Raw genomic sequence first — 24,714 nt, forward strand, 5'->3', positions numbered from 1 at the left:
AAGGGAGGAACAAGGCCATGACGGGAATTTCGAGGCGCAGGTTTGCGCAGTTCACGCTGGGGACCGCAGCATTCACGCTGGCCGTGCCGCATGTACTGCGCGCGCAGGGCAAGCCGAAGGTCGTCATCATCGGCGGCGGTGCGGGCGGTGCCACGGCGGCGCGCTACATCGCGAAGGATTCTGAGGGCGCGATCGACGTCACGCTGATCGAGAACTCGAAGATGTTCACGACCTGCTTCTTCTCCAACCTCTATATCGGCGGCATGCGCACGTTTGAGTCGATCACGCATTCCTACGAGAAGCTCGCCTCCGACTACGGCATCACAGTCGTCCACCAGATGGCAAATTCCGTGGACCGCGACGCGAAGGAAGTGACGCTCGCCGACGGTAGCAAGGTCCCCTACGACCGGCTCATCGTGTCGCCGGGCATCGACCTGATCTACGACAGCGTCGAGGGATATTCGGAAGAAGGCGCGCAGATCGCTCCGCACGCGTGGAAGGCCGGTGAGCAGACGAAGATCCTGAAGGAGAAGCTCGACGCGGTGGAGAACGGCCAGCAGATCGTCATGCTCGCGCCGCCCAACCCGTATCGCTGCCCGCCCGGACCCTATGAGCGCGTGTCGATGATGGCGCATGTGCTGAAGGAAAAGGGCCATACGGATTCCCGCATCATCGTCCTCGACCCGAAAGAGAAATTCTCCAAGCAGGCGCTCTTCCAGGAAGGCTGGGCAAAATACTATCCCGGCATGGTCGAGTGGCTCGGCCCGGACGTGCATGGCGGCATCAAGGGCGTGGACGTGAATGCAGGCGCGGTGGAAACCGACTTCGACACCTTCTCCGGTGCGCTGCTCAACGTCATTCCGGCGCAAAAGGCAGGCTTCATCGCAACCGATGCCGGCCTTGCCAACGACAGCGGCTTCTGCCCCATCGACCCGTACTCGATGCGCTCGGCCATGGACGAGAATGTCTATGTCATCGGTGACGCCTCGATTGCCGGCGACATGCCGAAATCCGGCTTCTCTGCCAACAGCCAGGCCAAGGTCGCGGCCATGGCGGTGCGTGCCGACCTGACCGACTCCAAGATGTTCCCGGCCCGCTACGCCAACACGTGCTGGAGCCTGATCGAGAACGAGGATGCCGTGAAGGTCGGCGCCCAGTACCAAGCAACCGACGAGAAGATCGCCTCGACCTCAACCTTTGTCAGCCAGACCGGCGAGAGCGAGGAAGTGCGCGAGAAGACCGCCGAGGAGGCTGTCGGCTGGTATGCCGGCATCACCGCCGACATGTTCGGCACCTCGTCCTGACCAGCTTCAACGCCTGAACCGGTTCTCTCCGGGGCAGGACACCTCAGCCACCCGCCGCATTCGTGCGGCGGGTTTTTTGTTGGTTGAGTTTCAGTCGACGCCGATGCCGGCCATCCCGACGAGCCGGTCGATGGGGGCGTAATCGTCGCTCAGGACGCGTGCGTCGGAGGCGGCTGCCCGCCGGTCGATCTCGGCGGAATCGAGCGGATGCCATGTGCCGTTGGCACCCATCGTCGGCTCCGTGTCCGTCTTGCGGGCAACGAACAGGAAGGACCGGCGCGAGTCCGGGTAGATCGGCGAACCGTCGAGCCACATGTCGGTGCGTGTGAACGCCGTCTTCAGCGTCTTCTTCATGGCGTAGAGCGCCTCTGGGCGCGAGGACGGCGCGACAAAGTGCAGGATGTAGATGCCGTCGGGCTTCAGGCGCGAGGCAACGAGCGCGGCAAATTCCTTCGTCACCAGGTGCGGCGGCACGGCGACATCGGTGAAGGCATCTCCGACGATAACGTCGAAGCTTTCCGCAGGCTCGTCCTTGAGCGCGATGCGTGCGTCGCGATGGATGACGCGGGTTGTCGCAGGATCGAACCAGAACTCGCGTTCCGCCATCGCCGTCACTTCCGGGTCGATCTCGGCAACCGTGGTGTCGATGCCGCGCGCCGCCCATGCGCGCGGCAGCGAGAACGCGCCGCCGCCGATGAAGAAGGCGGAGAAGTCCTCCCCCTTTTCAGCGCGCGCGATGGCATCGCTCATGTAGGGGTAGGGCCACAGCAGGCTCTCGGGGTTGTCGCGCGAGGACATGGAGTGGGCGAGGTGGTCCAGCACCATCAGTTGCGCGCGTTCGCCGGCCTGCGCGGAAATGTCTATGGAGCGGATGCAGAAGTACCGGCTCTCCACGTCGCAGAACTTCGCAGCGCCCCGCAGGCCGTATCCCGCCGCGCCGAGCGCCAGCACGACAGCGAGGCTTGCGATGCCCGCCTTACGGCCTGCCTGTGCGCCGATGACCAGCGCCAGCAGCGCGTAAAGCCCGGCGCAGGCAATCAGCGTCTTGGTGCTGCCGAGCCACGAGATGAAGAGATAACCCGCCGACAGCGTGCCGACGATGGAGCCGATTGCGCCCGCCGCGAACAGCCCGCCCAACGCGCGCCCGCGTGTTTCCGGGTTGGCTTCCACGAAGGCGGCCGCCACCAGCGGCGAGGGGATGCCCGCAGCCACCGACGGGATGAAGAAGGCCGATAGCGTCAGCGCCGTGATGCCGGTCACCGCCGTGTCGAGCCGTGTCAGCACGAAGCCCGAGATGCCCGGCAGGATCGCGATTGCAGCAAGCGTGCTGGCGGATGCACCGAGCAGGATCGCTGCGAGGAAGATGCGCTTGGAGCCCTTGAGCCGGTCGGTTGCCCAGCCGCCGATCCAGTGGCCGAGCGACAGCCCCGCCAGCACCACGGCAATGACCGAGGTCCACGTGTAGAGCGACATGCCGACATAGGGTGCGAGCATTCGCCCTGCGACGATCTCGACGATGAGGGATGCAGCCGAGGTCAGGAAGACCGTGGCGGTCCCCTCGAAGCGTCCAAGAGCTGGCTCCGTGCTGGCAGACATCCCCCCGATGCCGCCGTCAGTTCGCTTGCGTGCGGATATAGGCGATCAGGTCCGCGATCTGGTTTTCATCCAGCTCGACCCCTTCCATCGGCCCGTGCGGCTGGCGCAGGAACGCGCGCAGGCGATTGTCGTCAAATCCCTCCTGCAACGTCAGCGCCGAGAAGGGCGGCACATCGGCAGACGCAACGCTCTCCTGGTCGGCGGAGACAACGTGGCATGCCGCGCACCAGGTCTCGGCAACCACCGCGCCGCGCTTGGGGTCGATCTTGCCCTGCGCATTGGCGGCAAGTACGGACGCCAGAAGTAACCCGGCAGCAGTCATGCAGGTGGTGGTGAAAATGGATTTCATGTGGCGCATCGTCTGACCTCGTCTTCCGGTTTCAGTGATCCCATACTAGGGCGTCGGTTGGAAGCGCGGTTTGATCTGTCCCGGTGCCGGTTCGGCTCAGGCAGCTGTTGCGGGCAGGCCGATCCGCCCGATGCCCGGCAGCTTCAGGGCAGGGCGCAGCACGTCGAACCCGGCCACGAGGCCGAACAGGTTCACCTCGAACCCGGCACGCCCGGCAAGCACGGAAACCAGCCCGCCTGCCGAGAGGCGATAGCCACCGGCGGTGCGCCCGATCATCCTGCCATCGACCGGAAAGTCCTTGCCGATCGCCGTCGGCGGCAGCTGCGCCTTCAGATCCGGCACGGCCGCCAGCACATGGGAAACGAAGGTGTTGGAGTTCGGCCCCGGCCAGACGCGGTACGTGCCACGGTGGCGGAACGGGTAGTTCTCGATTGCCGCAACCAGCTTCGGCACTGCGCGACGCGCGCGCTCGCCCGTCACCCGCTGGATCAGTTCCGGTTCGTTGGAGTACCAGCGAGCATCCGGCGCGTAGGCGTTCACCCGCACCGGGTTGCCCCAGCCGACCACCTCGTAGCGGTCGAAGGTGCGCTGCCCCTCGGGCTTCACCAGCAGCCATGTATGAACCGCAAGGATGCCCTTGTAGCGCCCGGCGCGTGCACCGTAGACACGGATTTCGGCACCTTCGCCGATGTCCGCGCCGATCTGCCCGCTGCTGCTCCAGTCGGCATCGCGATAGCTGAGCGGCTTTGTGTCTGAAAACCAGATGGCCGCAGAGACCGCGACGGGGATCAGGTAGAACACCAGCAGCCAGACGCCGGCGAAGGCGAAGAGATGACGAAGTTTCATGCGCAGCTCTTTTCCCGCCACAGCGTGGCGTCACTCAGGCTTTCCCAGCCGAAGGCCTTCTTGCCGGGACCACCGGCCTGCAACGTGGCGAGCCGCATCAGCCCCTCGTTGACCGTGGGGCGATGCCCCTCGGGCACCCACCACATGACGAGATGCGGCTTGCCATATGGCTCGAACCATGCGGCGCGCCGCGAATAGAACCGCTCGTGCACCGTCTTCCAGACGAAGTTTTCCAGCGACGGCGCGTCTTCCCAAACCGACATGTTGATGATGACGCGCGGGTTGTGGCTCACCTGCGTGGCTGTCGCGTTGCCGCTGTCGTCGGTGTAGCGCCACACGAAGCCCGGCATCCGCTCGGCCACGGCATTCATCTTGTCGAGTGCATCCATGAACACGTGCAGGCGCGGGTCGTCCGGATCATGTTTCAGCCGGCCGATATTCAACTGGGCGAGATGCATTCGAAGGCGGCGCTCCGCGAGTCAGGATTTCGAGGGCATTAGAGGTAGACATTGCGACGCCAGCAAGGCTGCCCATCGACGCAATTGCGGTTATGGTGGCCGGTGTCACACGGGCCATATGGCGCTGGCGTATCGCGATACCTAGATTGTGTGTGCGCCTGATTTCAAAGGCACAGGCCCGGCGACACGCCGGGTGCGGCAAATACGAGCGAGGGGCCAGACCGACCATGACTAACACCACCACAACGGCGCTCGATTCGCCGATGCAGTATCTCGACCGCGCCATGACCATGCTGCGCGACGTCGGCATCATCCCCGAGCCCGACAGCGCCGAGCAGCCCATCGTGCCGCTGCTGAACCAGATTTCCGATCTCGACGAGACCCGCGTCGTTGCCATCGCGCGCACGCTGACCCAGGCGTCGTTCTTCAACGAGGTCGTGCGCGAGCAGATCGCCGCCATGAACATTGGCCAGCGCTATGAGACGATCACCGAGGCTTTTGACTCCATCCGGGAGGATGCCAAGGGCATGGTCGACCAGCTCGCCGACGGCAAGATTTCCACTTGGGAGCGCTTCGGCAACGTGTGGATGAAGGCGACCCGCGGCGACATCGCCGACCGCTTCGACGAAATTCGCGGGACTTATCTGCAGGTGGCCTCCGACACCAAGGACCAGATCCGCCGCGAGCAGATCATCCTCGATGCCTACCGTGATTTCCGCGGCGCGCTGAAGCATGCCGAGGTGCTGGCGCTGGAGGTGCTGAAGACGGCGGAAGCCGAACTCCAGAAGCGCAAGGACGCGCTGACCAGTGCAGCCGAAGCCGTGGCCAATGCGGGCGACGCGGAAGCTGCCGACCGGGCGCGCCTCGAACTCGCCCGCGACGAGCGGATGCGCGAGATGCAGGACGAGGAGAAGCGATACCAGATCGCCAAGGACCTCTCCGACAACCTGACGATCAGCTACAACACGTCCGAGGTCATCATGGCCCGTCTGATGCAGACGACCTCCGCCAAGGAGCGGGTCTATGCGCAGGCCGTGTCCTTCTTCTCCACCAACGAGACGGTGCTGACCGCGCTCAAGGCGTCCTTCACCGGCATGTTCGGCCTGCACGAGGCGACAAAGACGCTGGATGCCATGAAGGAAGGCATGTCCAAGTCGCTGGAGAGCCTCGCGGAAGTCGGCGACCAGGTTCAGGAAGCGGCGATCCGCTCCGGCTACGGCCCCACGATACAGGCAGCTTCAGTGAAGATGCTGGTGGACTCGGTCGTGAACTTCCAGGAGCGCTCGCAGGAGATCATCGCCGAGATGCGCACGCTGGCGACCCGCAATTCCGAGGAAATCCGCGACGCGGTGGAGGACGGCAAGCGCCGCCTCGCCAAGCTCGCCGCCGATGGCAACGCACTCATCCTGAACCAGCCCGTCTGAGCAGGGCGACAGACACATGGCATCAACGGCTGCGGCTTCGGCCCCGCTCGACGACATCATGCTTGCGATGGATGTGGTGGACACGCTGCGCCACCGCAGGCACCTCGTCGCGCGCGAACTCTCCGAGGATGCGCGCGAGGCGGAACTGATCGACCGGCTGCGCGAGATCTATCGCGGGCAGGGGATCGAGGTCACCGACGACATTCTCCATGAAGGCGTGAAGGCGCTGAAGGAGAACCGCTTCGCCTACACGCCCCCGCAGCCGGGGCTGGGTGTCTCGCTGGCGCGGCTCTACGTCAATCGCGCCCGCTATGCGCGCATCGCGCTCATCGTCGTTCTGTGCGTGGTCTTCACGTGGGCTGGCTGGTTCTTCGGCTACCACCTGCCGCGCCAGAACGCGGCCGAAGCCATCCGCATCGAAATGAGCGAGACGCTGCCCAACCAGGTCATCGCGCTGGGTGAGGAAATCGCCAAGCTCGCCGAGACGCCGGACGCGCGCGAAAAGGCTGCGTCCTTCATGGCGGCAGCCGAACGCGCGCTCAGCGCGCAGGACCGTGACGCCGCCCGCGCCGCTGTCGGCGAACTGGCGCTGATCCGCGACGAACTGGCGCGCGAATACACCATCTCCATCGTCTCGCGCCCCGGCGAACTGTCGGGCGTGTGGCGCATCCCCGATGCCAACCCGGATGCGCAGAACTTCTACATCATCGTGGAAGCCCTCGACACGGCCGGAAACCCGGTCAGCGTCGGTATCCGCAATGAGGAAAACGGCGCCATCCAGCGCGTGACGAAGTGGGGCGTGCGCGTCTCCGAGAAGATTTTCGCCGGCGTGCGCGCCGACAAGCAGGACGACGGCATCATCCAGAACGCGCTGGTGGCGACGAAGCCGCTCGGCCACCTCGAACCCGAATACGCCATCCCCGTGATGGGCGGCACCATCACGGACTGGTAGGCCCATGCTTTCTGGAAGCGACGCGCTCAAATCCATCGACAACGCCATCGCCGGCATCCGCGCCGACGAGCAGGCCATGGCAAGCCGTGTCCGCGAGACGACGGATACGATTGCCAGGCTGCGCGCGCAGCAGGCGGCGGGTTTCGCGCGGCTGGCTGAACTGCGCCTCGATTCCATCCGGCAGGGTGAGTTCGGCGAGCGGTTGACCCAGGCCGAACGCCGCGCCGCCACGCTGATCGCCGGCCACACCAGCGATCTCGACGCCATCGAGGAGCGAATCGCGGCGGGCGAGGCCGAGCGCCAGCGCCTGACGGGTCAACGCGAGGCGGCAGCGAGCGCCGCCGAAGAGGCGGAATCCGCCTACGACTCAGAGCTTGCGACCTTCCAGCAGGCATTCCGCAAGACCAAGGCCTACAAGGACGCGCTGGCCGAGACCGAGGCCGCCGAGGCCGTACTTCTTGAGGCCGAGCGCAAGGCGCAGATCGCCGCCGATGACCGCACCGAGAAGGGCGAGCCCTACGAAGCCGACCCGCTGTTCATGTATCTGTGGGAGCGCAAGTTCGGCACACGCGACTACAAGACCGGTGCGCTGACCCGGATGCTCGACCGCTGGGTGGCGGGCATCGTCGGCTACATGGATGCCGCCGCCAATTACCGGATGCTGCTGGAAATCCCCAAGCGCCTGAACGAGCACGTCAACGCCCTGCGCAAGCGCCTCGACGAGACGCGCGATGCGCTGAAGCAGGCGGAAGAGACCGCCCGCGAGAAATCGGAAATGGCGGCCGTCGAAAAGGCGATGGACGAAGCCCACGAGAAGCTGAAGCTGATGGACGAGGCGATTGCGGCCGAAAGCGCGCGGCGCAGTGCGCTGGAAGCCGAGCGCGCCAAGCTGGTGCGCGGCGATGACGGTCCGTATCGCGAGGCAGTCGAGCTTCTCGGCTTCGAACTCTCCCGTAAGGACCTGCAGGCGCTGCTGCGCGAGGCGGCGCTGACGGCCACGCCGGAAGACGATCAGGTGGTGCAGGAGATCGAGGAAACCCGGCAGGATGCCAACGAGCTTGAGCGCGACCTCGACCGCCAGCGCGCCGGCCTTGCCGAACTGGACCAGCGCCGCGAGGAACTGGAAGCCCTGCGCCAGCGCTACGTCTCCAGCAGCTACGACGATGCCGGCTCCTATTTCGAGAACGACAACATGCTGCGCGACCTGCTCATCGGCATCGCGCAAGGGGTGCTCAGCAGCCGTGGCGTGTGGCGGCAGATCGAGCGCGCCCACAAGCGCACCCGCAAGGCCGATACCGATTTTGGCTGGCGGCAGTTTCCCTCACCGCGCTCCGGCGGGCCGATCCTGCGCCGTCCATCCGGTGGCGGGGTGTTCGGTGGCGGCTCGCGGCGCGGCGGCTTCGGCGGCGGGCGCGGCGGCGGCGGCTTCCGCACTGGCGGCGGGTTTTAGGCCCGTTGAGCAACCTGCGATGCCAGCACGCACGATGCTGATGAAGGGGTGTGCCGAGAAATTCATTGTCGCAGATGTCATTTTCTGCACGTTTTGACTGTCCTGACAATTGCTTCGCCGAAAGTCTCAAGGGCAGTCCCGATGAATGATGGAAAACCCGCCGGGACGATCAGTCTTAAGGACTGCACACTGGTCCGCAAAGCCAACATGCGGAACATTTACATTCTACCGTCCCGACCGGGCGTTGTCTTGAAGACGATTCGGCCGGAACGCGTGGATGGGAAGGGAAATCTCCCGGAATACGGGCGCATCAAGAATCTTCGGGGCTTCGGTGCGTATCATGTCTTCATTCGGGAAATTGAGGAATACATCCGTCTCAGGCGGATAACCTATGGCAACCGGTCGGCGCGACTTCCGATACCCGACATTTACGAGCTGACGGACACTGAAGAGGGACTTGGGCTGGTCGTTGAGAAGATGACGGATGGCAATGGCAAGTTGGCTCCCACGCTTGCGGAAATTATCGTATCGAAAAATCTCTCCCCAAAACACGAGCGGGCACTCGAGGCATTCGGCACCAAATGCAAGGCCCTGCACGTGGTGTTCGGCGATGTTCATTTGAATAATCTCGTCTATACCGAGACAAGAACAGGCGAGCCGGAGCTGGTTTGCATCGACGGTTTCGGGGAGAAGTCCTTGGTCCCGATCCACAGATGGTCGAAGACGGTGAATGCAAGAAAAATCGATCGCACGATTAGGCGCATGCAAAGGCTGATGGTGCCTGGGCAACTGAAATTGCGAACTCGGGAAAAGAGTTAGGCAGCCGGAACAGGCAATCATACCCTTCTCATGACGCGACTGACGCGGGCGCTTGAGTGAGATCGTGCATATGCCGAAGTGGTGGCTCTGGCCTTAACGCCAATCGCCCTTTTCCCGCCCCGGTTCAGACGGTACACATTCTGCCATGAAGCCTGATCCGAATCGTCATCTTCTCAGCCGCCGGACCATTCTCGCGGGCGCATCGTCGCTTGCTGGCGCCACCGCCCTGCAGGCACCGTTCGTGTCGCGGGCGCGGGCCGCAGACCCGGTGAAAATCGGTCTGCTGCACCCCACGAGCGGTTTCTACGCCAATGCCGGCAAGCAGTGCCGCGCGGGCGCGGAGCTTGCCATCGCAGACGTCAACGCGGCCGGCGGGATCGCTAGCCTCGACGGCGCCCTGGTGGAAGCGGTCAATGCCGATGTGGAGTCGGTGCCTGAAAGCGCCATGGAGCCGGTCGGCGACCTGGATGATGCCGGTGTGCTCGGCATCGTCGGTGCCTATGCAAGCGGGCTGGCACTTGCCGCCAGCGAGGCCGCAGCAGAGCGCAACCTTGCCTTCTGCGTCGATGTCGGCGTCTCCGACCAGTTGGTGCGGCGCGGGCTGAGCAATGTCTTCCGCCTCGGTCCGGGATACACCCAGGCCTCGCTGTCGCTGGCCGACCGCATCGTCGACCTCGGCAACGAGGGCAAGCGGGTGATGATCGTCCATGCCGATGCGCCCTATGGACGTGGCGTCGCGCTGCGCATGAAGGACGTGTTCGAGCAGGTCGGCATCGAGGTGATCGAGCAGGTGCCGACGACCGTCGGCATCGAGGACTTCCGCCCCATCGTGCGCCGTATCGAAGCCGCCGATCCGGACGTGCTGGTGCCGGCTGTCTTCTTCGAGGATTACGCGAACCTCGTGCGCGCGGTGAAGGGTGGCAAGACGGCGCCCCGTCTCATCGCGTCACTGTTCGGCGGCGCGGCATCGAGCCCGGTGTTCCTTGCCGAAAACGGCGACATTGCCGAGGGCATCGCGGATTCCTGCCACTGGTATGATCCCGGCAGCCCGCTCCAGCAAAAGCGCATCGAGGCGGTTCGCGCGCTCGACCTGCCATACGGGCACGAGGTCTTCATGGCCTACAACGCCACGCGCCTGCTGATCGACGCCATCGACAATGCAGGCTCGCACAGCCGCGAAGCGGTCATCGCCGCGCTGTCCCTGTCACGCTTTGCCGAGCACGGCATGCCCTACGGGCCGACGCAGTTCCAGGACGGCCAGAACATGGGCGCGGCTCCGGCCTTCACGCAGGTTCAGGACGGCGAGATCAAGCTGGTCGGCCCGAAGCAGTTTGCCGAAGCCGACCTCGAGCTTCAGCGCCCCGGCGACCCGCCGCCGCCGATTGCAGCTGATGGCGAACCGGTCGACGGGTCGCCCAGCGACACCGGCGCGGCTGCTGCCGAAGCGGCCCCGGCGGACGCGGCTCCCGCCGACTGATCGCTTCAGTCCTCGCTGACCCCGAACTCCGCCAGCACCTCGGCCTCGGTCTTGCGCGGCGCATCGTCGGCGAAGGCGTACCTGTCCGGCTGGTGATCCACGAAGATGTGCTGCGCCAGCGTGATGCCGGCGCTGTCGTCCATGGAGTCCACCGAGACGATCAGCATGGCGTCGTGGTTGTCGGCAAGCCGGTAGAACAGGCTCGTGCCGCAGGTCGCGCAGAAGCCGCGCTCGGCCCAGTCGCTTGAACGGTACCAGCGCAGGCCCGTATCGTTGAGCCATGTCACGTCATCGCCGCTGGCATGGACGCACATGAACGGCCCGCCCGACCACCTCCGGCACATGCTGCAATGGCAGGTGGTGTAGTGCTCGTCGGCCACGCTCACCTCGTAGTGCACGTTGCCGCACAGGCATTGGCCGCGCTTGCGCTCGCTCATCCCGGTTGTCTCCTCGCCGCTCGGGTCTACTCTACGCCGTAGCGCTGTTTCAGGGCCTTGGTGCGGGCCTCGGTCATGTCGAGCGCGCACGACATCGCGGCGTTGCCCGCGCCGGACCCGCCGTACCACTCGTAGGGCACGGCGCTGAAGCAGTCGTTCTCCTTGAACTGGACCCAGCCGCGCTGGGCATCCAGCAGAACCTTCTTCCACGTCTCGCGCTCTTCGGCGGGGACGTAGTCGCTGGCCTCGATGGACGACTGGACCAGCCCCCAGATGCGGTTCAGTTCCGAGTCGGCACGCTTGTATTCCTTCTCGAGGCAGGCCCCCATCTCGACGGTCGTGGTGGCATCCTCGCAGGTTGCCATCGCCGGCGTGGCGGTGAATCCCGCGCACAGCGCCAGCGCGTAAGTGATTCCGGCAATTGCGGTTTTCCCCTTTCGCGCAACAAGGTTCTGAATCGGCATGTGAAGTCCTTCATCCTGTTCCAGATGTGGGCGGTCTGGCCGTGCGGCAGCTTCCCATGCGGCAATGTTCTGCTCAAGAAGCCTTCTTCTGTCATGTGCGTCCGGCTAGAGGTTTTTGAACGCTTTCCAACAGGCCGATCGCGTATAAACATGGCCCCGAACGGGGAACACGCCTTGAGTCACTTGCGGAGAAGAACACATGCCCGCTGATCGCGCCGCCTGCCAGGCCTTCATGAAGCTTCACATTGAGGACGGGCTGTTCGTAATGCCCAACCCGTGGGACATCGGCACCGCGCGCATCCTCACAACCATGGGGTTTCGCGCGCTGGCGAGCGCAAGCTGGGCGCTGGCCTTCACGCAAGGGGTGCGCGACGGGGAGATGCTGGTCAGCCGCGAAAGCGCCATCGGCCATGCGGCACTGATCCGCGATGCGTCCGGGTTGCCGGTCAACGGCGACTTCGAGAACGGCTTTGGCCATGAACCCGGCAGCGTGCGCGAGACGGTGCTGGATGCCATCGACGCGGGGCTGGCCGGTTGCTCCATCGAGGACTCAACCGGCGACAGCCGCGAGCCCCTCTACGACGAGGGCCTCGCGCTGGAGCGCATCACGGCTGCCCGCACCGCGATCCAGGAGACCGGCGTGCCATTCGTTCTGACGGCGCGCTGCGAGGCGTATCTCACGGGGATGGAAAACCCGTTCCCCTTCGTGCTCGACCGCCTGCAGAAATACGTGAATGCCGGTGCCGACGTGATCTACGCGCCGGGCATCACCGATGCGCACGAGATCGCCACGCTGGTGCGCGAGGGCGGGGCTGCGGTCAATGTGCTCGGCGGCATCGGCAAATTTCCGCTCAGCCTTGTTGAGCTTGAATCCATGGGCGTGAAGCGCGTCAGCCTCGGTCCGCAATTGATGCGCGCCGCACTCGGCGGCTTCCTGCGTGCCGCCGACGAACTGGTCAACAAGGGTACCTTCGACTTCACCCGCACGAACGCGACCGGCGACCGGATCGACATCTATCTCGCATCGCGCGAGGACGACAGCGAGGACACGAGCGAATGACCCGACCAATTCCCGACCTGCCGCGCCCGCGCCCGCCAAGGACACCGCTGGAGGGGCGATATTGCCGCCTTGAACAGGTCACGCCGGGCCATTTCGCCGACCTCTGGCACGCCTATGGCAAGGACACCGAGGGCCGCATCTGGGACTATCTCCCCTACGGCCCGTTCGAAAGCCGGGATGATTTCTTCGCCTTCGCGCAAGCGACCTATCTCGGCGACGACCCGCTGTTTCATGCCATCATCGACGCGCGCACCGGCAAGGCGGTCGGCGTGGCGAGCCTCATGCGCATCACGCCAGAATTCGGCGTGATCGAGGTCGGCCACATCAACTACGGCCCGCCGCTGCAGAAGACGCCCGCCGGGACCGAGGCGCAATACTTGCTGATGCGCCGCGCCTTCGAGGAGTTGGGATATCGGCGCTACGAGTGGAAATGCGACAATGCCAATGCCGGCTCGAAGGCTGCCGCGAAGCGCTACGGCTTCACCTTCGAGGGCATCTTCCGCAAGCACCTCGTCGTGAAGTGCCGCAACCGCGACACGGCGTGGTTCTCCATCACCGACGATGAATGGCCGGCGATAAGGGCTGCCTTCGAAAGCTGGCTGGAGCCGGGTAATTTCGACGAAGCCGGTCGCCAGAAAATCAAACTCGGTGCCGACGGCACGCGGTTGCACCAGCAGCACCAGCAGCAACAATAAGCGGGAGGGGAGATGCGCATGGCGGGAAGGCTCAAGGGCAAGGTCGCGGTCGTCACGGCGGCAGGGCAGGGGATCGGACGCGCCATCGCGGAAAGCTTCGTCGCCGAGGGTGCAACGGTCTGGGCGACCGATCTCGACGTCTCCAAGCTGGACGGCATCAAGCGCGCCGAGCGCCGCAAGCTCGACGTCATGAAGACCAAGGCGGTGGATGCCTTTGCCGAAAAGGTCGGCGGGATCGACGTGCTGGTGAACGTCGCAGGCTTCGTCCATCACGGCTCGGTGCTGGAGTGCAGCGACGAGGACTGGGATTTCTCGTTCGACCTCAACGTGAAGTCCATGCACCGGATGATCCGCGCGTTCCTGCCCGGCATGGTGGCGCGCGGCGGTGGGGCGATCGTCAACATGTCGTCGGGCGCATCCTCGCTGAAGGGCACGCCGAAACGGCATGTCTACGGCGCGACGAAGGCCGCCGTGATCGGCCTCACGAAGGCGGTCGCCGCCGACTTCATCAAGGACAAGATCCGCTGCAATGCGATCTGCCCCGGCACGGTGCGCTCACCGAGCTGGGACGCACGCGTGCAGAAACTTGGCAAGGAGATGGGCGGCTACGAAAAGGCGCTGGAATGGTTCCTGTCCCGCCAGCCCTCCGGCCGCATCGCTGAAGCCGAAGAAGTGGCCGCGATGGCCGTCTACCTTGCCAGCGACGAGTCCGCCTTCGTGACCGGCGCGGAATTCAAGATCGACGGCGGGTGGACGCTCTGAGCCAATTCGGAAACAGTGGGTCATGAGTGCAAGACCGAAAAGCCTGGCTCAGAAGCGGGCAGGGCGCAGTGCGGGGGTAGTGACATGCAGGTCCTGATATTCGGTGCAGCCGGGATGATCGGCCGCAAGCTGACGGATCGTCTCGTCGAGGACGGCTCGCTCGCCGGGCGCAAAATCGAGAAGCTTTGGCTGCATGACGTGGTCGAGCCGCCCATGCCGCAGACGACCGATATCGAGATCGATGCGCGCTCCGGCGACATCTGCGAGCCTGGTGCGGTGGAGCGCCTCGTCGCCAAGAAGCCGGACGTGATCTATCACCTCGCGGCCATCGTCTCCGGCGAGGCGGAAACGGATTTCGAGAAGGGCTACCGCGTCAATCTCGACGCGACACGCAAGCTGTTCGAGGCGATCCGTGGCATCGAGAACTATCGCCCGCGCGTCATCTTCACCTCGTCGCTCGCCGTCTTCGGCGCGCCGTTTCCAAGCGTCATCCCCGACGAGTTTCACCTCACGCCGCTGACCTCCTACGGCGTGCAGAAGGCCTGCGGCGAGATGCTGCTGGCGGACTACTCGCGGCGCGGCATCCTTGACGGGATTGGCATCCGGCTGCCGACGATCTCCGTGCGGCCCGGCAAGCCCAACAAGGCTGCGTCGAGCTTCTTCTCAGGCATCATCCGCGAGCCGCTGGCCGGACAGGAGGCAATCCTGCCGGTCTCCGAGGACGTGGTGCACTGGGTCGCCAGTCCGCGCGCGGCCGTCGGCTATCTCGTCCATGCGGCTGGCGTTCCCGGCGAGAAGATCGGCCCGCGCCGCAACATGACGATGCCGGGGCTGGGGCTGAGCGTGGCGGAGATGATCGCCGCCCTGCGCGACGTGGCCGGCGACAAGGTCGCCGCGCGCATCCGTGAGGAACGCGACCCGTTCATCGAGGGGATCGTGGTCGGATGGCCGACGCGGTTCGATGCCGCGCGGGCGCGCGAGCTGGGCTTTGTCGGCGACAAGGACTTCCAGTCAGTCATCCGCGCCCATATCGAGGATGAGCTGGGCGGCGAGGTCGCCTGACCTCAGTTCCCGGTGCGGATCAGGAACAGCGGCCGCGAGCCGCCGGGATCGCGAATCCAGACCGGACCTTCACGTTGTGAAAAGGTTAGGCGCTGCTGGCCGGCGGAGTCGTGGACGCTGAGGTAGCGCTCGCCGATCTGCCATCCGGCGAGATCGAGAACCGTGATGTTGTCCATGCAGCCGTCCTGCATTTCCAGCGCGGGGAGGTCGGCGTCCCCGGTGTCGTCCGACATGCGGACCGTGCAAAGCTGGTCGCTGCCATCCGCGTCGCGCGCGAAGACCCAGGTGCCCGCGATGCCGAGACCACCGGTGCCGGTCGCAACGACCTCTGCCGGAGCGGTGGACGGTGCCGTGGCGGAGATGTCCTCGCTGTCGGGATCGAGCGCCAGGTAGGCGATGCCCCCCTGCGGGAAGCGTCCGACGCGAATGCCGTCACCGATCTCCTGGAATTCCACGACCTGCTCGCCAGCGCCGTTGAGGAACAGCAGCGGGGCGCGGTCGACGCCGCCGACCCATCCGGTCAGCTCAGCAAGGCTCGTGTAGCGCGACTGGCAGTCGGCTTCGGCGTTGATGGTGCCGGGCGCGGGAACCGGGTTTCCGTCCGCGTCGGTGCCGGGCTGGGCACCGGCTGCCGGCGGCTCCAGTGTCAGGGCGCACACCACGACGCCGTCGGCACCGGCCAGCGTATAGCGTGCTGCATCGGCGCGGCTTGGCCCCGCGAATGTGAGGGTGGTGGCTGCTGCCAGTACGAGGGCGGCGCAGGTCTTGAATGGCTCACGCATGATCGCTCCGTGGGCTTTGTCTGTTTGACAGCGGATCTGCTGTCCGCTTTGGCGCGCGCATTGAAACATATGCGAAGCGCGCCGTCGCGGCCAAATCGCTCGCCGCGCACTCCTCCATTTGGTCGATAACCTTGACTAAAATGCGACCCGGAGGTCAGCCGCGGATCGGCGTTTCCGCAACCGGCGTGATCGGGATGCCGGTGCGCTTCCAGTTCCGCAGGTTGTCCACCACCAGTTGGCCCATGGCCTTGCGGGTGTGTTCCGAGGCCGAGCCGACATGCGGCAGCAGCGCCAGCCGGTCCATGTTGATCAGCGCCTGCGGCACCTTCGGCTCTTCCTCGAAGACATCCAGCCCGGCGGAGCGGATCGTTCCGTTTTCGAGCGCCTCGATCAGCGCATGTTCGTCGATGACCGTGCCGCGCCCGATATTGACCACGATGCCGTCCGGCCCCAGTGCCTTCAGCACCTCGGCATTGACCGCGTGGTGGGTGCTGTCGCCGCCGGGCACCACGGCCACGAGCGTGTCGACGGCCTCGGCAAGTCCCGTCAGGCTGTCGTGATACTCGTAGGAGACGTCAGTGGCGCGGCTGCGATTGTGATAGGCGATGGGAAGCCCGAAGCCTTCCGCGCGCCGCGCGATGGCCTTGCCGATGCGCCCCAGCCCGAAGATGCCGAGCTTGCGCCCGCGCAGAGTCGTGGTGGTCAGCGGGTAGGCGCGCTCGGTCCACTTGCCGGCGCGCAGGTGCCGCTCGGCCGCGCCCAGTTCGCGCGCCGCCATCAGCAGCAGCGCCATCGCCGTGTCGGCGACTTCCTCGGTCAGCACGTCCGGCGTGTTGGTGACGTAGATGCCGTGCTCGCCGGCCCATGCCGCGTCCACCGTGTCGTAGCCGACACCGAAGCTCGATATGATCCGCAGGCTCGGGAAACGAGACATCATCGCCCCGTCGACGGGCGCGTGGGCACCGGTCGCGATGGCCATGATATCGGGCGCGACCTTCTCCAGAAGCGCCTCGCGGTCATCGGCCTCCCACAGCCGGTGCACCGTGAATTCCTCTTCGAGCTGCTCGATGACGTGAGCCATCATGCGCCCGGGCATCAGCAGGTGCGGTCTTCCCATTCCCGTCTCCTTCTTCGGGCGTCGCGCCCTTCTCAGGACTTCGGAACCGGTTTCACGGTCACGTCGCCCTTCACCTTGCGTTCGCGCCACAGCAGGTAGAGCCCGCTGGCGATCACCACGGACGCGCCAAGCAGCGTCCACGCCGTCGGCACGTCGCCGAACAGAATGAAACCGAGGCCGATCATCCAGATCAACTCCGTGTAGATGAACGGCGAGAGGATCGCGGCGGGCGCATAGCGGTGCGCGGTGATCATGAACTGGTGTCCGGCCCAGCCGATGACGCCGAGCAGCGCCAGCAGGAAGGCGAGCATCCATGTCTCCGGCTGCTGCCAGTAGCCCCACACGAAGGGAAGGTAGGCGAGCGTGCCGGTGAGTGCTGCGTAGAACTGAGCGGTCGAGGATTTCTCCGTCGGCGCGAGGATGCGTGTCGTGATGCCGTAGCAGGCGTAACTGAGCATCGCGAGAACCGAGTAGACCACCTGCCAGGGCAGGCCGCCAAGGCCGGGCCGCATGACGATGAGCACGCCCAGAAAGCCGACGCAGATCGCCGCCAGCCGGCGCGGGCCGACCCACTCGCCGAGCACCGGTCCGGAGAGCAGCGCCACGACGAAGGGCGTCGCGAAGAAGATCGACATCGTCTCCGAGAGCTGGAGGTGCCGCACGGCGATGAAGTTGAATGTCGTCGCGCCCAGCATGAACAGCGCGCGCAGGAACTGCATCCCGCGCCGGTTGGTGTGCCATAGCTGGTCTGCGTAATTGCTCGGACGGGTGGAGCCAACCACCAGCACGAGGTGGCTCAGGTAGCGGCAGAAAATGATCTGCACGGCGGCGAAATAGGCCGACAGGTACTTCGCGGTCGCATCGAGGCAGGCGAAGCAGAGCAGCGCCACCATCATCATGCCGATGGCGCGCAGCCGCTCCCGGCGCTCCGCATCGGTGCTGGCTTCGATGGAGGCGCGTTCGCTGGCCATCTAGTAGGTCGCCCGTCCGCCGGAAATGTCGAACACGCCGCCGGTCGTGAAGCTGTTCTCGCTGGAGGCGAGGAATGCGACGAGGTTGGCGATCTCCTCGACCTTCACGAAGCGATTGCGCGGGATCTTGGCCAGCATGTAGTCGATGTGCTCCTGCGTCATCTGGTCGAAAATGGCGGTCTTTGCCGCAGCCGGTGTGATGCAGTTCACCGCGATGTCGTAGCTGGCGAGTTCCTTGCCGAGCGACTTGGTCAGCGCGATCACGCCGGCCTTGGAGGCGGAATAGGCGACCGCGTTCGGGTTGCCTTCCTTGCCCGCGATGGAGGCGATATTGACGATCCGCCCATAGCCGCGTTCACGCATCACGCGGGCGACCGCTCGGCAGACGAGGAACGTGCCGGTGAGGTTGGTCGCCAGGACTCGGTTCCACTCCTCCACGGGGTAGTCGTGGGTGCCGGTGTTCAGCCCGGCGATGCCGGCATTGTTGACGACGATGTCGATGCCGCCGAGTGCTTCGCGGGTCTTCAGCACCGCCTCGTTGACGGAAGCCTCGTCGGTCACGTCGACGGTGATGGCGCTCGCACCGATCTCGCCCGCCGTCTGTTCGGCGAGCGTTGCATCCACGTCCCAGATGGCCACGTCAGCCCCGCTGGCGATGAACATCTCGCAGATGGCGCGGCCGATGCCCTGTGCGCCGCCGGTGACGATGGCCTTGCGGCCCTGAAGATCATATGCGTTCGGCATTCATGTCCTCTCTTTGAAATTCACTAGCCTGCGTGTGACTGAAGTGCCAGCGCGGCAAACGCGCGGGGCATCAGCGCCAGACGCGGGACCTGGGTTGTTTCAGCTCGGAAAGCGGCCGCGCAGTTCCGCAACCTCGTCGGCGGTCAGCGGGCGGGTGCGCAGCCCCTGGAGCATGAGGAACAGCTTGGCGGTTTCTTCAAGTTCCTCGGTCGCAAAAAGTGCCGCATCGATGTCGCGCCCGGCGACGATGGGGCCGTGATTGGCCAGCAGCACCGCGTGATGGTTTCCGGCAAGCTTCTCCACCGCTTTGGCGAGCGCCTTGTCGCCGGGGGGATAGTAGTCGACGAGCGGCAGTTTTCCGACCCGCATGATGTAGTAGGCCGTCAGCGCCGGCAGCACGTCGGAATGGTTGATGTCCTTCATGCAGGACACCGCGACCGAATGCGTCGAGTGCAGGTGCACGACAGCACCTGCGTCATCGCGCGTGTCGTACATGGTGGAATGCAGGAAGGCTTCCTTGGTTGCCGGATCACCGGAAATATGACGCGCGTGTATATCTGTCAGCGACAGTGATGCCGGGTCGAGCCGACCCAGCGAAACGCCGGTCGGCGTCATCAGCAGGCGGTCGTCGGAGAGACGGATCGAGAGGTTGCCCGCCGCGCCGAATGTCAGCCCGCGCGAATGGATGGAAAGCCCGGTCTGGCAGATGCGCTCGCGCGCTTCGCTCAGTTCGCGTGCGTGGGAGGGAACAACATGGCTCATTGCAGCAAACCCCACGCCTTGAGGAAGAAATCACGCGCGCCGAAATTACCTGATTTCAGCGCCAGCGCCACGTCCCGCCCGCCCGATGAGCGCGTCCACGGCACACCGGGATCGATCTCCGGCCCGATGGCGAGACCGGGGACATTGAGCGACTGGACCACGGCGCCGGATGTTTCGCCACCGGCGACCAGCAGCCGCGTGAAGCCCGCATCGGCCAGCATGGCGCCGAGCTTGGCAAACAGCGCTTCCACGGCTTCCCCCGCTTCCGCGCGGCCATGACGTTCCTGCACTTCGGCGATGATCTTCGGGTTGGCGCTCGAATAGATCAGGACCGGGCGGTTGGAATCCTGCTTCAGCGCCCAGTCGCGCAGGTCCTCGGCGCGCACGTTCCCCGCGATCAGCGCATTGGCGTCGATCTCGCGGGCGGGAACGCCCGCTTCCAGCGCAGCGCCGATCTGCGCGCGCGTTGCCTCCGAGCAGCTGCCAGACAGGATGGCGCGGCGCCCGCGCGGCGCATCGAGCTTGGACGAGGGCTTGGCCGGGTGAAGCAGCCCCGCACGGATGAAATTGGCCGGCAGCCCCATCGCCACGCCGGACCCGCCGGTGATCAGCGGCATGCCGTCGGCAGCCTGTCCGATGTCGAGCAGGTGTCGGTCGCTGAGCGCATCGACGATGACCTGCAGGTGGCCTGCTGCTGCGGCCTCCATCAGCGCCTTGCGAATGACGACCGGTCCGGCATCGATCGAAGTGTATGACACCAGCCCGACGCTGCCCTCGCTCTGGCGTTGCAGCACGCGCACGAGGTTTGAATCGCGCATCGGCGTCAGCGGGTGGTTGCGCATCGGGCTTTCCGCAAGCGGCGTGTCGCCGACGAACAGATGCCCCTGGTAGACGGACCGCCCGTTCGCCGGGAAGGCGGGGCAGGCGAGCGTCATCGAGGTCTGCAGGAATGCAAGGAGCGCTTCCGTCACCGGGCCGATATTGCCGTTGTCGGTGGAATCGAAGGTCGAGCAGTACTTGAAGAATAGCTGGTGCGCGCCGGCTTCGCGCAGCACGTCGGCGCTCGCAAGGCTCTGGGTCACGGCCTGCTGCGGCGGAGCGGTGCGCGACTTGAGCGCAACGACCACCGCGTCGTGCTGGCTCAGGACGTGGACATCCTCCGCGCGCGGCACGCCGATCACCTGGATGGTGCGCATGCCGCCGCGCGACAGCATCAGCGCAAGGTCCGTTGCGCCCGTTAGATCGTCTGCGATTGCCCCAAGAAGCATTCCGTCCCCGCCCGGTCTGCCTGTCCCGGCTCATCGCCGGCCCCCTGTTTCGTATAGACCCGAAACCGCCGAACACAATGGATTTTCCGCCTGCCGGGTAATTTCCCGCACCAACGTATACATTAAACAGCTTTTGCGGCATAATCCCTCCAAAGACAGCGGAGGTGTCATGAAACGCGGCGGTTTCAGGATTGCGGTCTTCGATGGGGACGGGATCGGGCCGGAGGTCATGGCCCCGACACTCGAGGTGCTTCGCGCAGCGGTGGCTGCCGCCGGTGCACCTGCCCTGGAACTCGAGCACTTGCCGGGCGGCGCCGGCAGCTATGCCCGCACCGGTATTGCGCTGCCTGATACGGCGCTCGCCGCCGCCAAGGCGGCCGATGCCATCCTCCTCGGCGCGATGGGCGACCCGGCCGTGCGCTATCCCGACGGCACCGAGATCGCGCCGCAGATCGACCTGCGCTTCGAACTGGAACTCTACGCGAGCGTGCGCCCGGTCAAGCCGATCGCCGGGCTGGGCACGCCGCTGTCGGACCCGCGCGCGCTGGATATCGACTTCGTGCTGGTGCGCGAATCGACGGAGGGGCTTTTTGCTGCGCGGGGCAGGGGCGTCATCACCGCAGATGCGACGGAAGCCCATGACACCATGGTCATATCGCGCGCCGGCACCCGCCGCCTGACGCGCTTCGGGCTGGACCTTGCGGCCCGCCGCAAGGCGCAGGGCCATCCCGGCAAGCTGACCCTCATCGACAAGGCCAACATCTTCACCTCGATGGCCTTCATGCGCTCGGTCTTCAACGACCATGCTGCCGAGCGGCGCGATATCGTGTCGGAGCGCATGTACGTCGATGCCGCCGCCCTCAATCTCGTCAAGAACCCGTGGAACTTCGACGTGATGATCACCGAGAACATGTATGGTGATATCCTGTCGGACCTTGGTGCCGCGCTGATGGGCGGGCTTGGCTGTGCACCGTCTGCCGACATTGGCGACAACTACGCCGTGTTCCAGCCATGCCACGGAACCGCACCGGACATTCGCGGCCTCGGAAGGGCCAATCCCGTCGCCATGATGCTGTCTGGCGCTATGATGCTGGAGTGGCTCGGCGAGCGGCACGGGGAGGCGTCGGCAAGCGAGGCGGGCGCGTTGGTTCGGCGCGGCATTGATGCAGCGTTCGGTTCCGGGGCGCTCCGCCCGTTCGAGATGGGGGGTGATGCGGGAACGGGCCGCATCGCGTCCGAAGTGCTCGAAGCCATTCAGGCGAGAAAAGCTGCTTAGCACGCGCTCTGGTTGCGACAGGTTGCAGTGGCAGCCATATAGGTCCGACCGCCTCAACCAGGCCAACAAAAATGAACCAGATGGACAGCACAGCTAACAGGCCAGCCAATCCCGACGCCGGGCAGCGTCAGGAACGCGCCTATCACGAGCTCAAGCGCCGCATCATGTACGGCGAACTGGCGCCTGGCGTGCGGATGCTGGAAAACGACGTCGCCGTACTTCTCGACATGAGCCGCACACCCGTGCGCGAAGCGATGATCCGCCTCGCCGACGAGGGGCTGATCGAGGTGCGCCCGCGCCGCGGCATGGAAGTGCTCGGCATCACCGTGGATGATCTGGAAGAGATCTACGCCGTCCGCCTGCCGCTGGAGGCTGCCGCCGTGGAGCTTGCGGCCACGCGCGGACTGGAACCGGAGGAACGCACCTGCCTGGAAGAGGCGCAGGCGCTGATGGACCAGGCGCTGTCAGCCGGTGACACGCGCACATGGAGCGAAGCCGACGACGCATTCCACGGCGGGTTGGTGAAGGCCTCGCGCAACCGGCGGCTGGCAACGATCCTCGACACCTTGCAGGTCCAGCTTCATCGCGGCCGCAGGGCAACGACGGTGATGCGCGAGAAGCCGCAACAGTCCAACCAGGAGCATCACGGCATTCTTGCAGCCATCATTGCCCGCGACCCCGAGCGGGCGCGCAGCCTGCACGAGGCGCATTTGCGGCGCACGAGCGGGCTGCTGGTCGACCTGCTGCGCAGCCGGGGAATGACCTCGATCTGACGGTCTAGCCCAATTGGTGGATCAGATCGCCTCGATGGTCTTGCGCAGGATGTCGACGATCAGGTCGATGTCTTCCTTCTCCGCCACGAAGGCCGGCGCGACGATGCCGCTGTCGCCGGTGAACTTCACGTGGCAGCCGTTCCAGAAAAGCTGCTTCTGCATTTCCTGCCCGCGAAGGCCCGGCTTTCCGGCTTCCGGGTGCAGTTCCACGCCCGCCATCAGCCCGTAGCCGCGCAGGTCCTTCACGAGATCGAGGTCCTTCAGCGACCAGATCGCGTCGAGGAAGTAGTCGCTCAAGGAGGCGGCGCGCTCGAACAGTCCTTCGCGCTCGTAGAGGTCGAGCGTGGCAAGGCCCGCCGCGCAGGCCACCGGGTGGCCGGAATACGTGTAGCCGTGGAAGAACTCGATGGCGTTGTCCGGCGCGGCATCGGTCACCGTCTCGTAGATTTCGTCCTTCACCGCGACCGCGCCCATCGGGATCGCGCCATTGGTCAGCGCCTTGGCCATGGTGATGATGTCGGGCTGAACGTTGAAGGCATCGGCGGCAAACGGCGCGCCAAGGCGGCCGAACCCGGTAATGACTTCATCGAACACCAGCAGGATGCCGTTGGCATCGCAGATCTGGCGCAGACGTTCCAGGTAGCCCTTCGGCGGCACCAGCGTGCCGGTGGAGCCTGCCACCGGCTCCACGAAGACGGCGGCAATCGTCGAGCCGCCATACATGTCGCAGAAGCGCTGCAGGTCGTCGGCAAGCTCCGCGCCCTTGGACGGCTGGCCGCGCTCGAACGTGCATTCATCACTCCACGTGTGCCGCATGGCGACGCAGTTCGGCATCGTGACGGGGAAGGTCTCGCGGTTCTTGACCATGCCGGCCAGCGACACGCCGCCCATGTTGACGCCGTGATAGGCCCGCTCGCGCGACACGAAGCGGATGCGTTGAGCATCACCGCGCGCGCGGTGATAGGCCATGGCGATCTTCAGCGCCGTGTCGATCGATTCAGACCCCGAGTTGGTGAAGAACACATGGTTCATCGGCTCGGGCAGGATGTTGGCAAGCTTGGCGGCCAGCGCGAACGAGCCGGGATGACCCATCTGGAAGCCCGGCGAATAATCGTTCTGCATCAACTGCGCGTGGACGGCCTCGGCGATCTCCGTGCGGCCATGGCCGGCGGCCACGTTGAACAGGCCCGAGGACCCGTCGATGATCTTCCCGCCGTTCTGGTCCCACAGGTACATGCCCTCGCTCTTCACCACGATGCGCGGCTTGGCCTTGAAGTCACGGTTGCCGGTAAACGGCATCCAGTGCTGTTCGAGCGAGTTGGTGGAGAATTTCTGCAGCGGCGCGGCGAGCGTGTTCATGGGCGGCCATCCAGTCTTGCGAGATGTCTGTCCCGGCCCGCTGTCGGGCTGGGCGGCTTGGGGCGAAGCCTAGCGCCGAACAGCAGCCTTTGCGATGAAATTCCACCGCGACATACCGGCCACCCCTTGAACAGATACTACAAATATGTTTGTAAGGTTGCATGATCGATACAGAAGCCGTTTCCGCGCTCTCCGCGCTCGCACACGAGGACCGTCTGCGCGCCTTCCGCCTGCTGGTGAAGGCCGGGCCGGACGGCATGGCATCGGGCGAGATTGCCGAGGCGCTCGACATCGCGCCGACGCGCATGTCCTTCCATCTGGCGGGGCTTGAGCGGGCTGACCTGCTGTCCACGCGGCGCGACGGGCGGCGCATCATCTACACCGTGAGCTTCGACCACATGCGTGCGGTGCTCGAATTTCTCACCCAGGATTGCTGCAACGGCCAGCCGGAAATCTGCGGCGGCCTCGGCAGCGTGACGGACACACTTCAAACGCGGGGGTGCTGAC

At 65.3% G+C, this 24,714-nt stretch carries 26 protein-coding genes; 13 read left to right on the plus strand and 13 right to left on the minus strand.

Features of this window, described 5'->3' with window-relative positions:
- Nucleotides 1-17: 17 nt before the first annotated feature.
- Complete coding sequence (locus tag ACKTEK_RS04220) at nucleotides 18-1,304, plus strand: FCSD flavin-binding domain-containing protein (protein WP_409163992.1); 1,287 nt, start codon at nucleotides 18-20, stop codon at nucleotides 1,302-1,304.
- A gap of 90 nt (nucleotides 1,305-1,394) precedes the next feature.
- On the opposite strand, the gene ACKTEK_RS04225 is transcribed toward ACKTEK_RS04220, so the two are convergent.
- From ACKTEK_RS04225 to ACKTEK_RS04240, 4 genes are all read right to left on the minus strand, one after another.
- Nucleotides 1,395-2,900, minus strand: coding sequence for a fused MFS/spermidine synthase (locus tag ACKTEK_RS04225; protein ID WP_409163993.1), 1,506 nt, complete (start codon nucleotides 2,898-2,900; stop codon nucleotides 1,395-1,397).
- 16 nt (nucleotides 2,901-2,916) lie between these two features.
- On the minus strand, nucleotides 2,917-3,249 hold the full coding sequence (locus tag ACKTEK_RS04230) for a c-type cytochrome (RefSeq protein WP_409163994.1): 333 nt from the start codon (nucleotides 3,247-3,249) through the stop codon (nucleotides 2,917-2,919).
- A gap of 96 nt (nucleotides 3,250-3,345) precedes the next feature.
- Nucleotides 3,346-4,095, minus strand: a complete 750-nt coding sequence (locus ACKTEK_RS04235; RefSeq protein ID WP_409163995.1) for a DUF3750 domain-containing protein — start codon at nucleotides 4,093-4,095, stop codon at nucleotides 3,346-3,348.
- The gene (locus tag ACKTEK_RS04240; protein ID WP_409163996.1) at nucleotides 4,092-4,553 is read right to left on the minus strand and encodes a DUF3291 domain-containing protein; all 462 of its coding nucleotides are present in this window, start codon (nucleotides 4,551-4,553) and stop codon (nucleotides 4,092-4,094) included. Before ACKTEK_RS04240 ends, ACKTEK_RS04235 begins: the two co-directional genes overlap by 4 nt.
- A gap of 227 nt (nucleotides 4,554-4,780) precedes the next feature.
- On the opposite strand from ACKTEK_RS04240, the gene ACKTEK_RS04245 reads away from it, so the two are divergent.
- The 5 genes from ACKTEK_RS04245 (at nucleotide 4,781) to ACKTEK_RS04265 (ending at nucleotide 10,675) form a co-directional block, all read left to right on the plus strand.
- Entirely contained in the window at nucleotides 4,781-5,977 is a 1,197-nt protein-coding gene (locus ACKTEK_RS04245) for a cell surface protein (RefSeq protein WP_409163997.1), read from the plus strand.
- 16 nt (nucleotides 5,978-5,993) lie between these two features.
- The gene (locus ACKTEK_RS04250) at nucleotides 5,994-6,929 is read left to right on the plus strand and encodes a DUF6384 family protein (protein ID WP_409163998.1); all 936 of its coding nucleotides are present in this window, start codon (nucleotides 5,994-5,996) and stop codon (nucleotides 6,927-6,929) included.
- A 4-nt stretch (nucleotides 6,930-6,933) separates the two neighbouring features.
- The gene (locus ACKTEK_RS04255; protein ID WP_409163999.1) at nucleotides 6,934-8,379 is read left to right on the plus strand and encodes a hypothetical protein; all 1,446 of its coding nucleotides are present in this window, start codon (nucleotides 6,934-6,936) and stop codon (nucleotides 8,377-8,379) included.
- A 141-nt stretch (nucleotides 8,380-8,520) separates the two neighbouring features.
- On the plus strand, nucleotides 8,521-9,198 hold the full coding sequence (locus tag ACKTEK_RS04260; RefSeq protein ID WP_409164000.1) for a YrbL family protein: 678 nt from the start codon (nucleotides 8,521-8,523) through the stop codon (nucleotides 9,196-9,198).
- Nucleotides 9,199-9,343: 145 nt separating this feature from the next.
- Nucleotides 9,344-10,675: an ABC transporter substrate-binding protein gene (locus tag ACKTEK_RS04265; RefSeq protein ID WP_409164001.1), complete on the plus strand. Its 1,332-nt coding sequence runs from the start codon at nucleotides 9,344-9,346 to the stop codon at nucleotides 10,673-10,675.
- Nucleotides 10,676-10,680: 5 nt separating this feature from the next.
- Here the strand turns inward: ACKTEK_RS04265 and ACKTEK_RS04270 are convergent, their stop codons facing one another.
- Entirely contained in the window at nucleotides 10,681-11,112 is a 432-nt protein-coding gene (locus ACKTEK_RS04270) for a GFA family protein (RefSeq protein ID WP_409164002.1), read from the minus strand.
- 26 nt (nucleotides 11,113-11,138) lie between these two features.
- On the minus strand, nucleotides 11,139-11,576 hold the full coding sequence (locus ACKTEK_RS04275; RefSeq protein WP_409164003.1) for a lysozyme inhibitor LprI family protein: 438 nt from the start codon (nucleotides 11,574-11,576) through the stop codon (nucleotides 11,139-11,141).
- Nucleotides 11,577-11,775: 199 nt separating this feature from the next.
- Here ACKTEK_RS04275 and ACKTEK_RS04280 point away from each other — a divergent pair, with 199 nt between their 5' ends.
- From ACKTEK_RS04280 to denD, 4 genes are all read left to right on the plus strand, one after another.
- On the plus strand, nucleotides 11,776-12,636 hold the full coding sequence (locus tag ACKTEK_RS04280) for an isocitrate lyase/phosphoenolpyruvate mutase family protein (RefSeq protein ID WP_409164004.1): 861 nt from the start codon (nucleotides 11,776-11,778) through the stop codon (nucleotides 12,634-12,636).
- On the plus strand, nucleotides 12,633-13,331 hold the full coding sequence (locus ACKTEK_RS04285) for a GNAT family N-acetyltransferase (protein WP_409164005.1): 699 nt from the start codon (nucleotides 12,633-12,635) through the stop codon (nucleotides 13,329-13,331). The genes ACKTEK_RS04280 and ACKTEK_RS04285 overlap by 4 nt, the downstream gene beginning before the upstream one ends.
- An 18-nt stretch (nucleotides 13,332-13,349) precedes the next feature.
- On the plus strand, nucleotides 13,350-14,093 hold the full coding sequence (locus tag ACKTEK_RS04290) for an SDR family oxidoreductase (RefSeq protein WP_409164006.1): 744 nt from the start codon (nucleotides 13,350-13,352) through the stop codon (nucleotides 14,091-14,093).
- Between the two features lie 84 nt (nucleotides 14,094-14,177).
- Nucleotides 14,178-15,155 (plus strand): D-erythronate dehydrogenase, encoded by a 978-nt coding sequence (gene denD / locus ACKTEK_RS04295; RefSeq protein WP_409164007.1) that lies wholly within the window; start codon nucleotides 14,178-14,180, stop codon nucleotides 15,153-15,155.
- A gap of 2 nt (nucleotides 15,156-15,157) precedes the next feature.
- On the opposite strand, the gene ACKTEK_RS04300 is transcribed toward denD, so the two are convergent.
- From ACKTEK_RS04300 to otnK, 6 genes are all read right to left on the minus strand, one after another.
- The gene (locus ACKTEK_RS04300; protein ID WP_409164008.1) at nucleotides 15,158-15,937 is read right to left on the minus strand and encodes an AprI/Inh family metalloprotease inhibitor; all 780 of its coding nucleotides are present in this window, start codon (nucleotides 15,935-15,937) and stop codon (nucleotides 15,158-15,160) included.
- Nucleotides 15,938-16,091: 154 nt separating this feature from the next.
- Complete coding sequence (locus ACKTEK_RS04305; RefSeq protein ID WP_409164009.1) at nucleotides 16,092-17,054, minus strand: 2-hydroxyacid dehydrogenase; 963 nt, start codon at nucleotides 17,052-17,054, stop codon at nucleotides 16,092-16,094.
- 32 nt (nucleotides 17,055-17,086) lie between these two features.
- Nucleotides 17,087-18,025, minus strand: coding sequence for a DMT family transporter (locus tag ACKTEK_RS04310; protein WP_409164010.1), 939 nt, complete (start codon nucleotides 18,023-18,025; stop codon nucleotides 17,087-17,089).
- The gene (locus ACKTEK_RS04315; protein ID WP_409164011.1) at nucleotides 18,026-18,769 is read right to left on the minus strand and encodes an SDR family oxidoreductase; all 744 of its coding nucleotides are present in this window, start codon (nucleotides 18,767-18,769) and stop codon (nucleotides 18,026-18,028) included. It abuts the gene before it with no gap.
- Between the two features lie 99 nt (nucleotides 18,770-18,868).
- Complete coding sequence (gene otnC / locus ACKTEK_RS04320; protein ID WP_409164012.1) at nucleotides 18,869-19,531, minus strand: 3-oxo-tetronate 4-phosphate decarboxylase; 663 nt, start codon at nucleotides 19,529-19,531, stop codon at nucleotides 18,869-18,871.
- Entirely contained in the window at nucleotides 19,528-20,799 is a 1,272-nt protein-coding gene (gene otnK / locus ACKTEK_RS04325; RefSeq protein ID WP_409164013.1) for a 3-oxo-tetronate kinase, read from the minus strand. Before otnK ends, otnC begins: the two co-directional genes overlap by 4 nt.
- 169 nt (nucleotides 20,800-20,968) lie before the next feature.
- On the opposite strand from otnK, the gene ACKTEK_RS04330 reads away from it, so the two are divergent.
- Together ACKTEK_RS04330 and ACKTEK_RS04335 are read left to right on the plus strand one after the other, a co-directional pair.
- Nucleotides 20,969-22,075, plus strand: coding sequence for an isocitrate/isopropylmalate dehydrogenase family protein (locus ACKTEK_RS04330; protein WP_409164014.1), 1,107 nt, complete (start codon nucleotides 20,969-20,971; stop codon nucleotides 22,073-22,075).
- An 80-nt stretch (nucleotides 22,076-22,155) separates the two neighbouring features.
- Nucleotides 22,156-22,848 carry a GntR family transcriptional regulator gene (locus ACKTEK_RS04335; protein ID WP_409164015.1) on the plus strand — a complete coding sequence of 231 codons (693 nt, stop codon included), beginning with the start codon at nucleotides 22,156-22,158 and terminating at the stop codon, nucleotides 22,846-22,848.
- A 21-nt stretch (nucleotides 22,849-22,869) separates the two neighbouring features.
- Here ACKTEK_RS04335 and ACKTEK_RS04340 read toward each other — a convergent pair whose 3' ends face one another.
- Nucleotides 22,870-24,207 (minus strand): aspartate aminotransferase family protein, encoded by a 1,338-nt coding sequence (locus ACKTEK_RS04340; protein ID WP_409164016.1) that lies wholly within the window; start codon nucleotides 24,205-24,207, stop codon nucleotides 22,870-22,872.
- A 161-nt stretch (nucleotides 24,208-24,368) separates the two neighbouring features.
- On the opposite strand from ACKTEK_RS04340, the gene ACKTEK_RS04345 reads away from it, so the two are divergent.
- A complete protein-coding gene (locus tag ACKTEK_RS04345) occupies nucleotides 24,369-24,713 on the plus strand; it encodes an ArsR/SmtB family transcription factor (RefSeq protein ID WP_409164017.1) in 345 nt (114 codons plus the stop codon).
- Nucleotide 24,714: the final 1 nt, after the last annotated feature.

The organism is Tepidamorphus sp. 3E244 (genome assembly GCF_046159835.1).
GTDB lineage: Bacteria > Pseudomonadota > Alphaproteobacteria > Rhizobiales > Tepidamorphaceae > JACKJK01.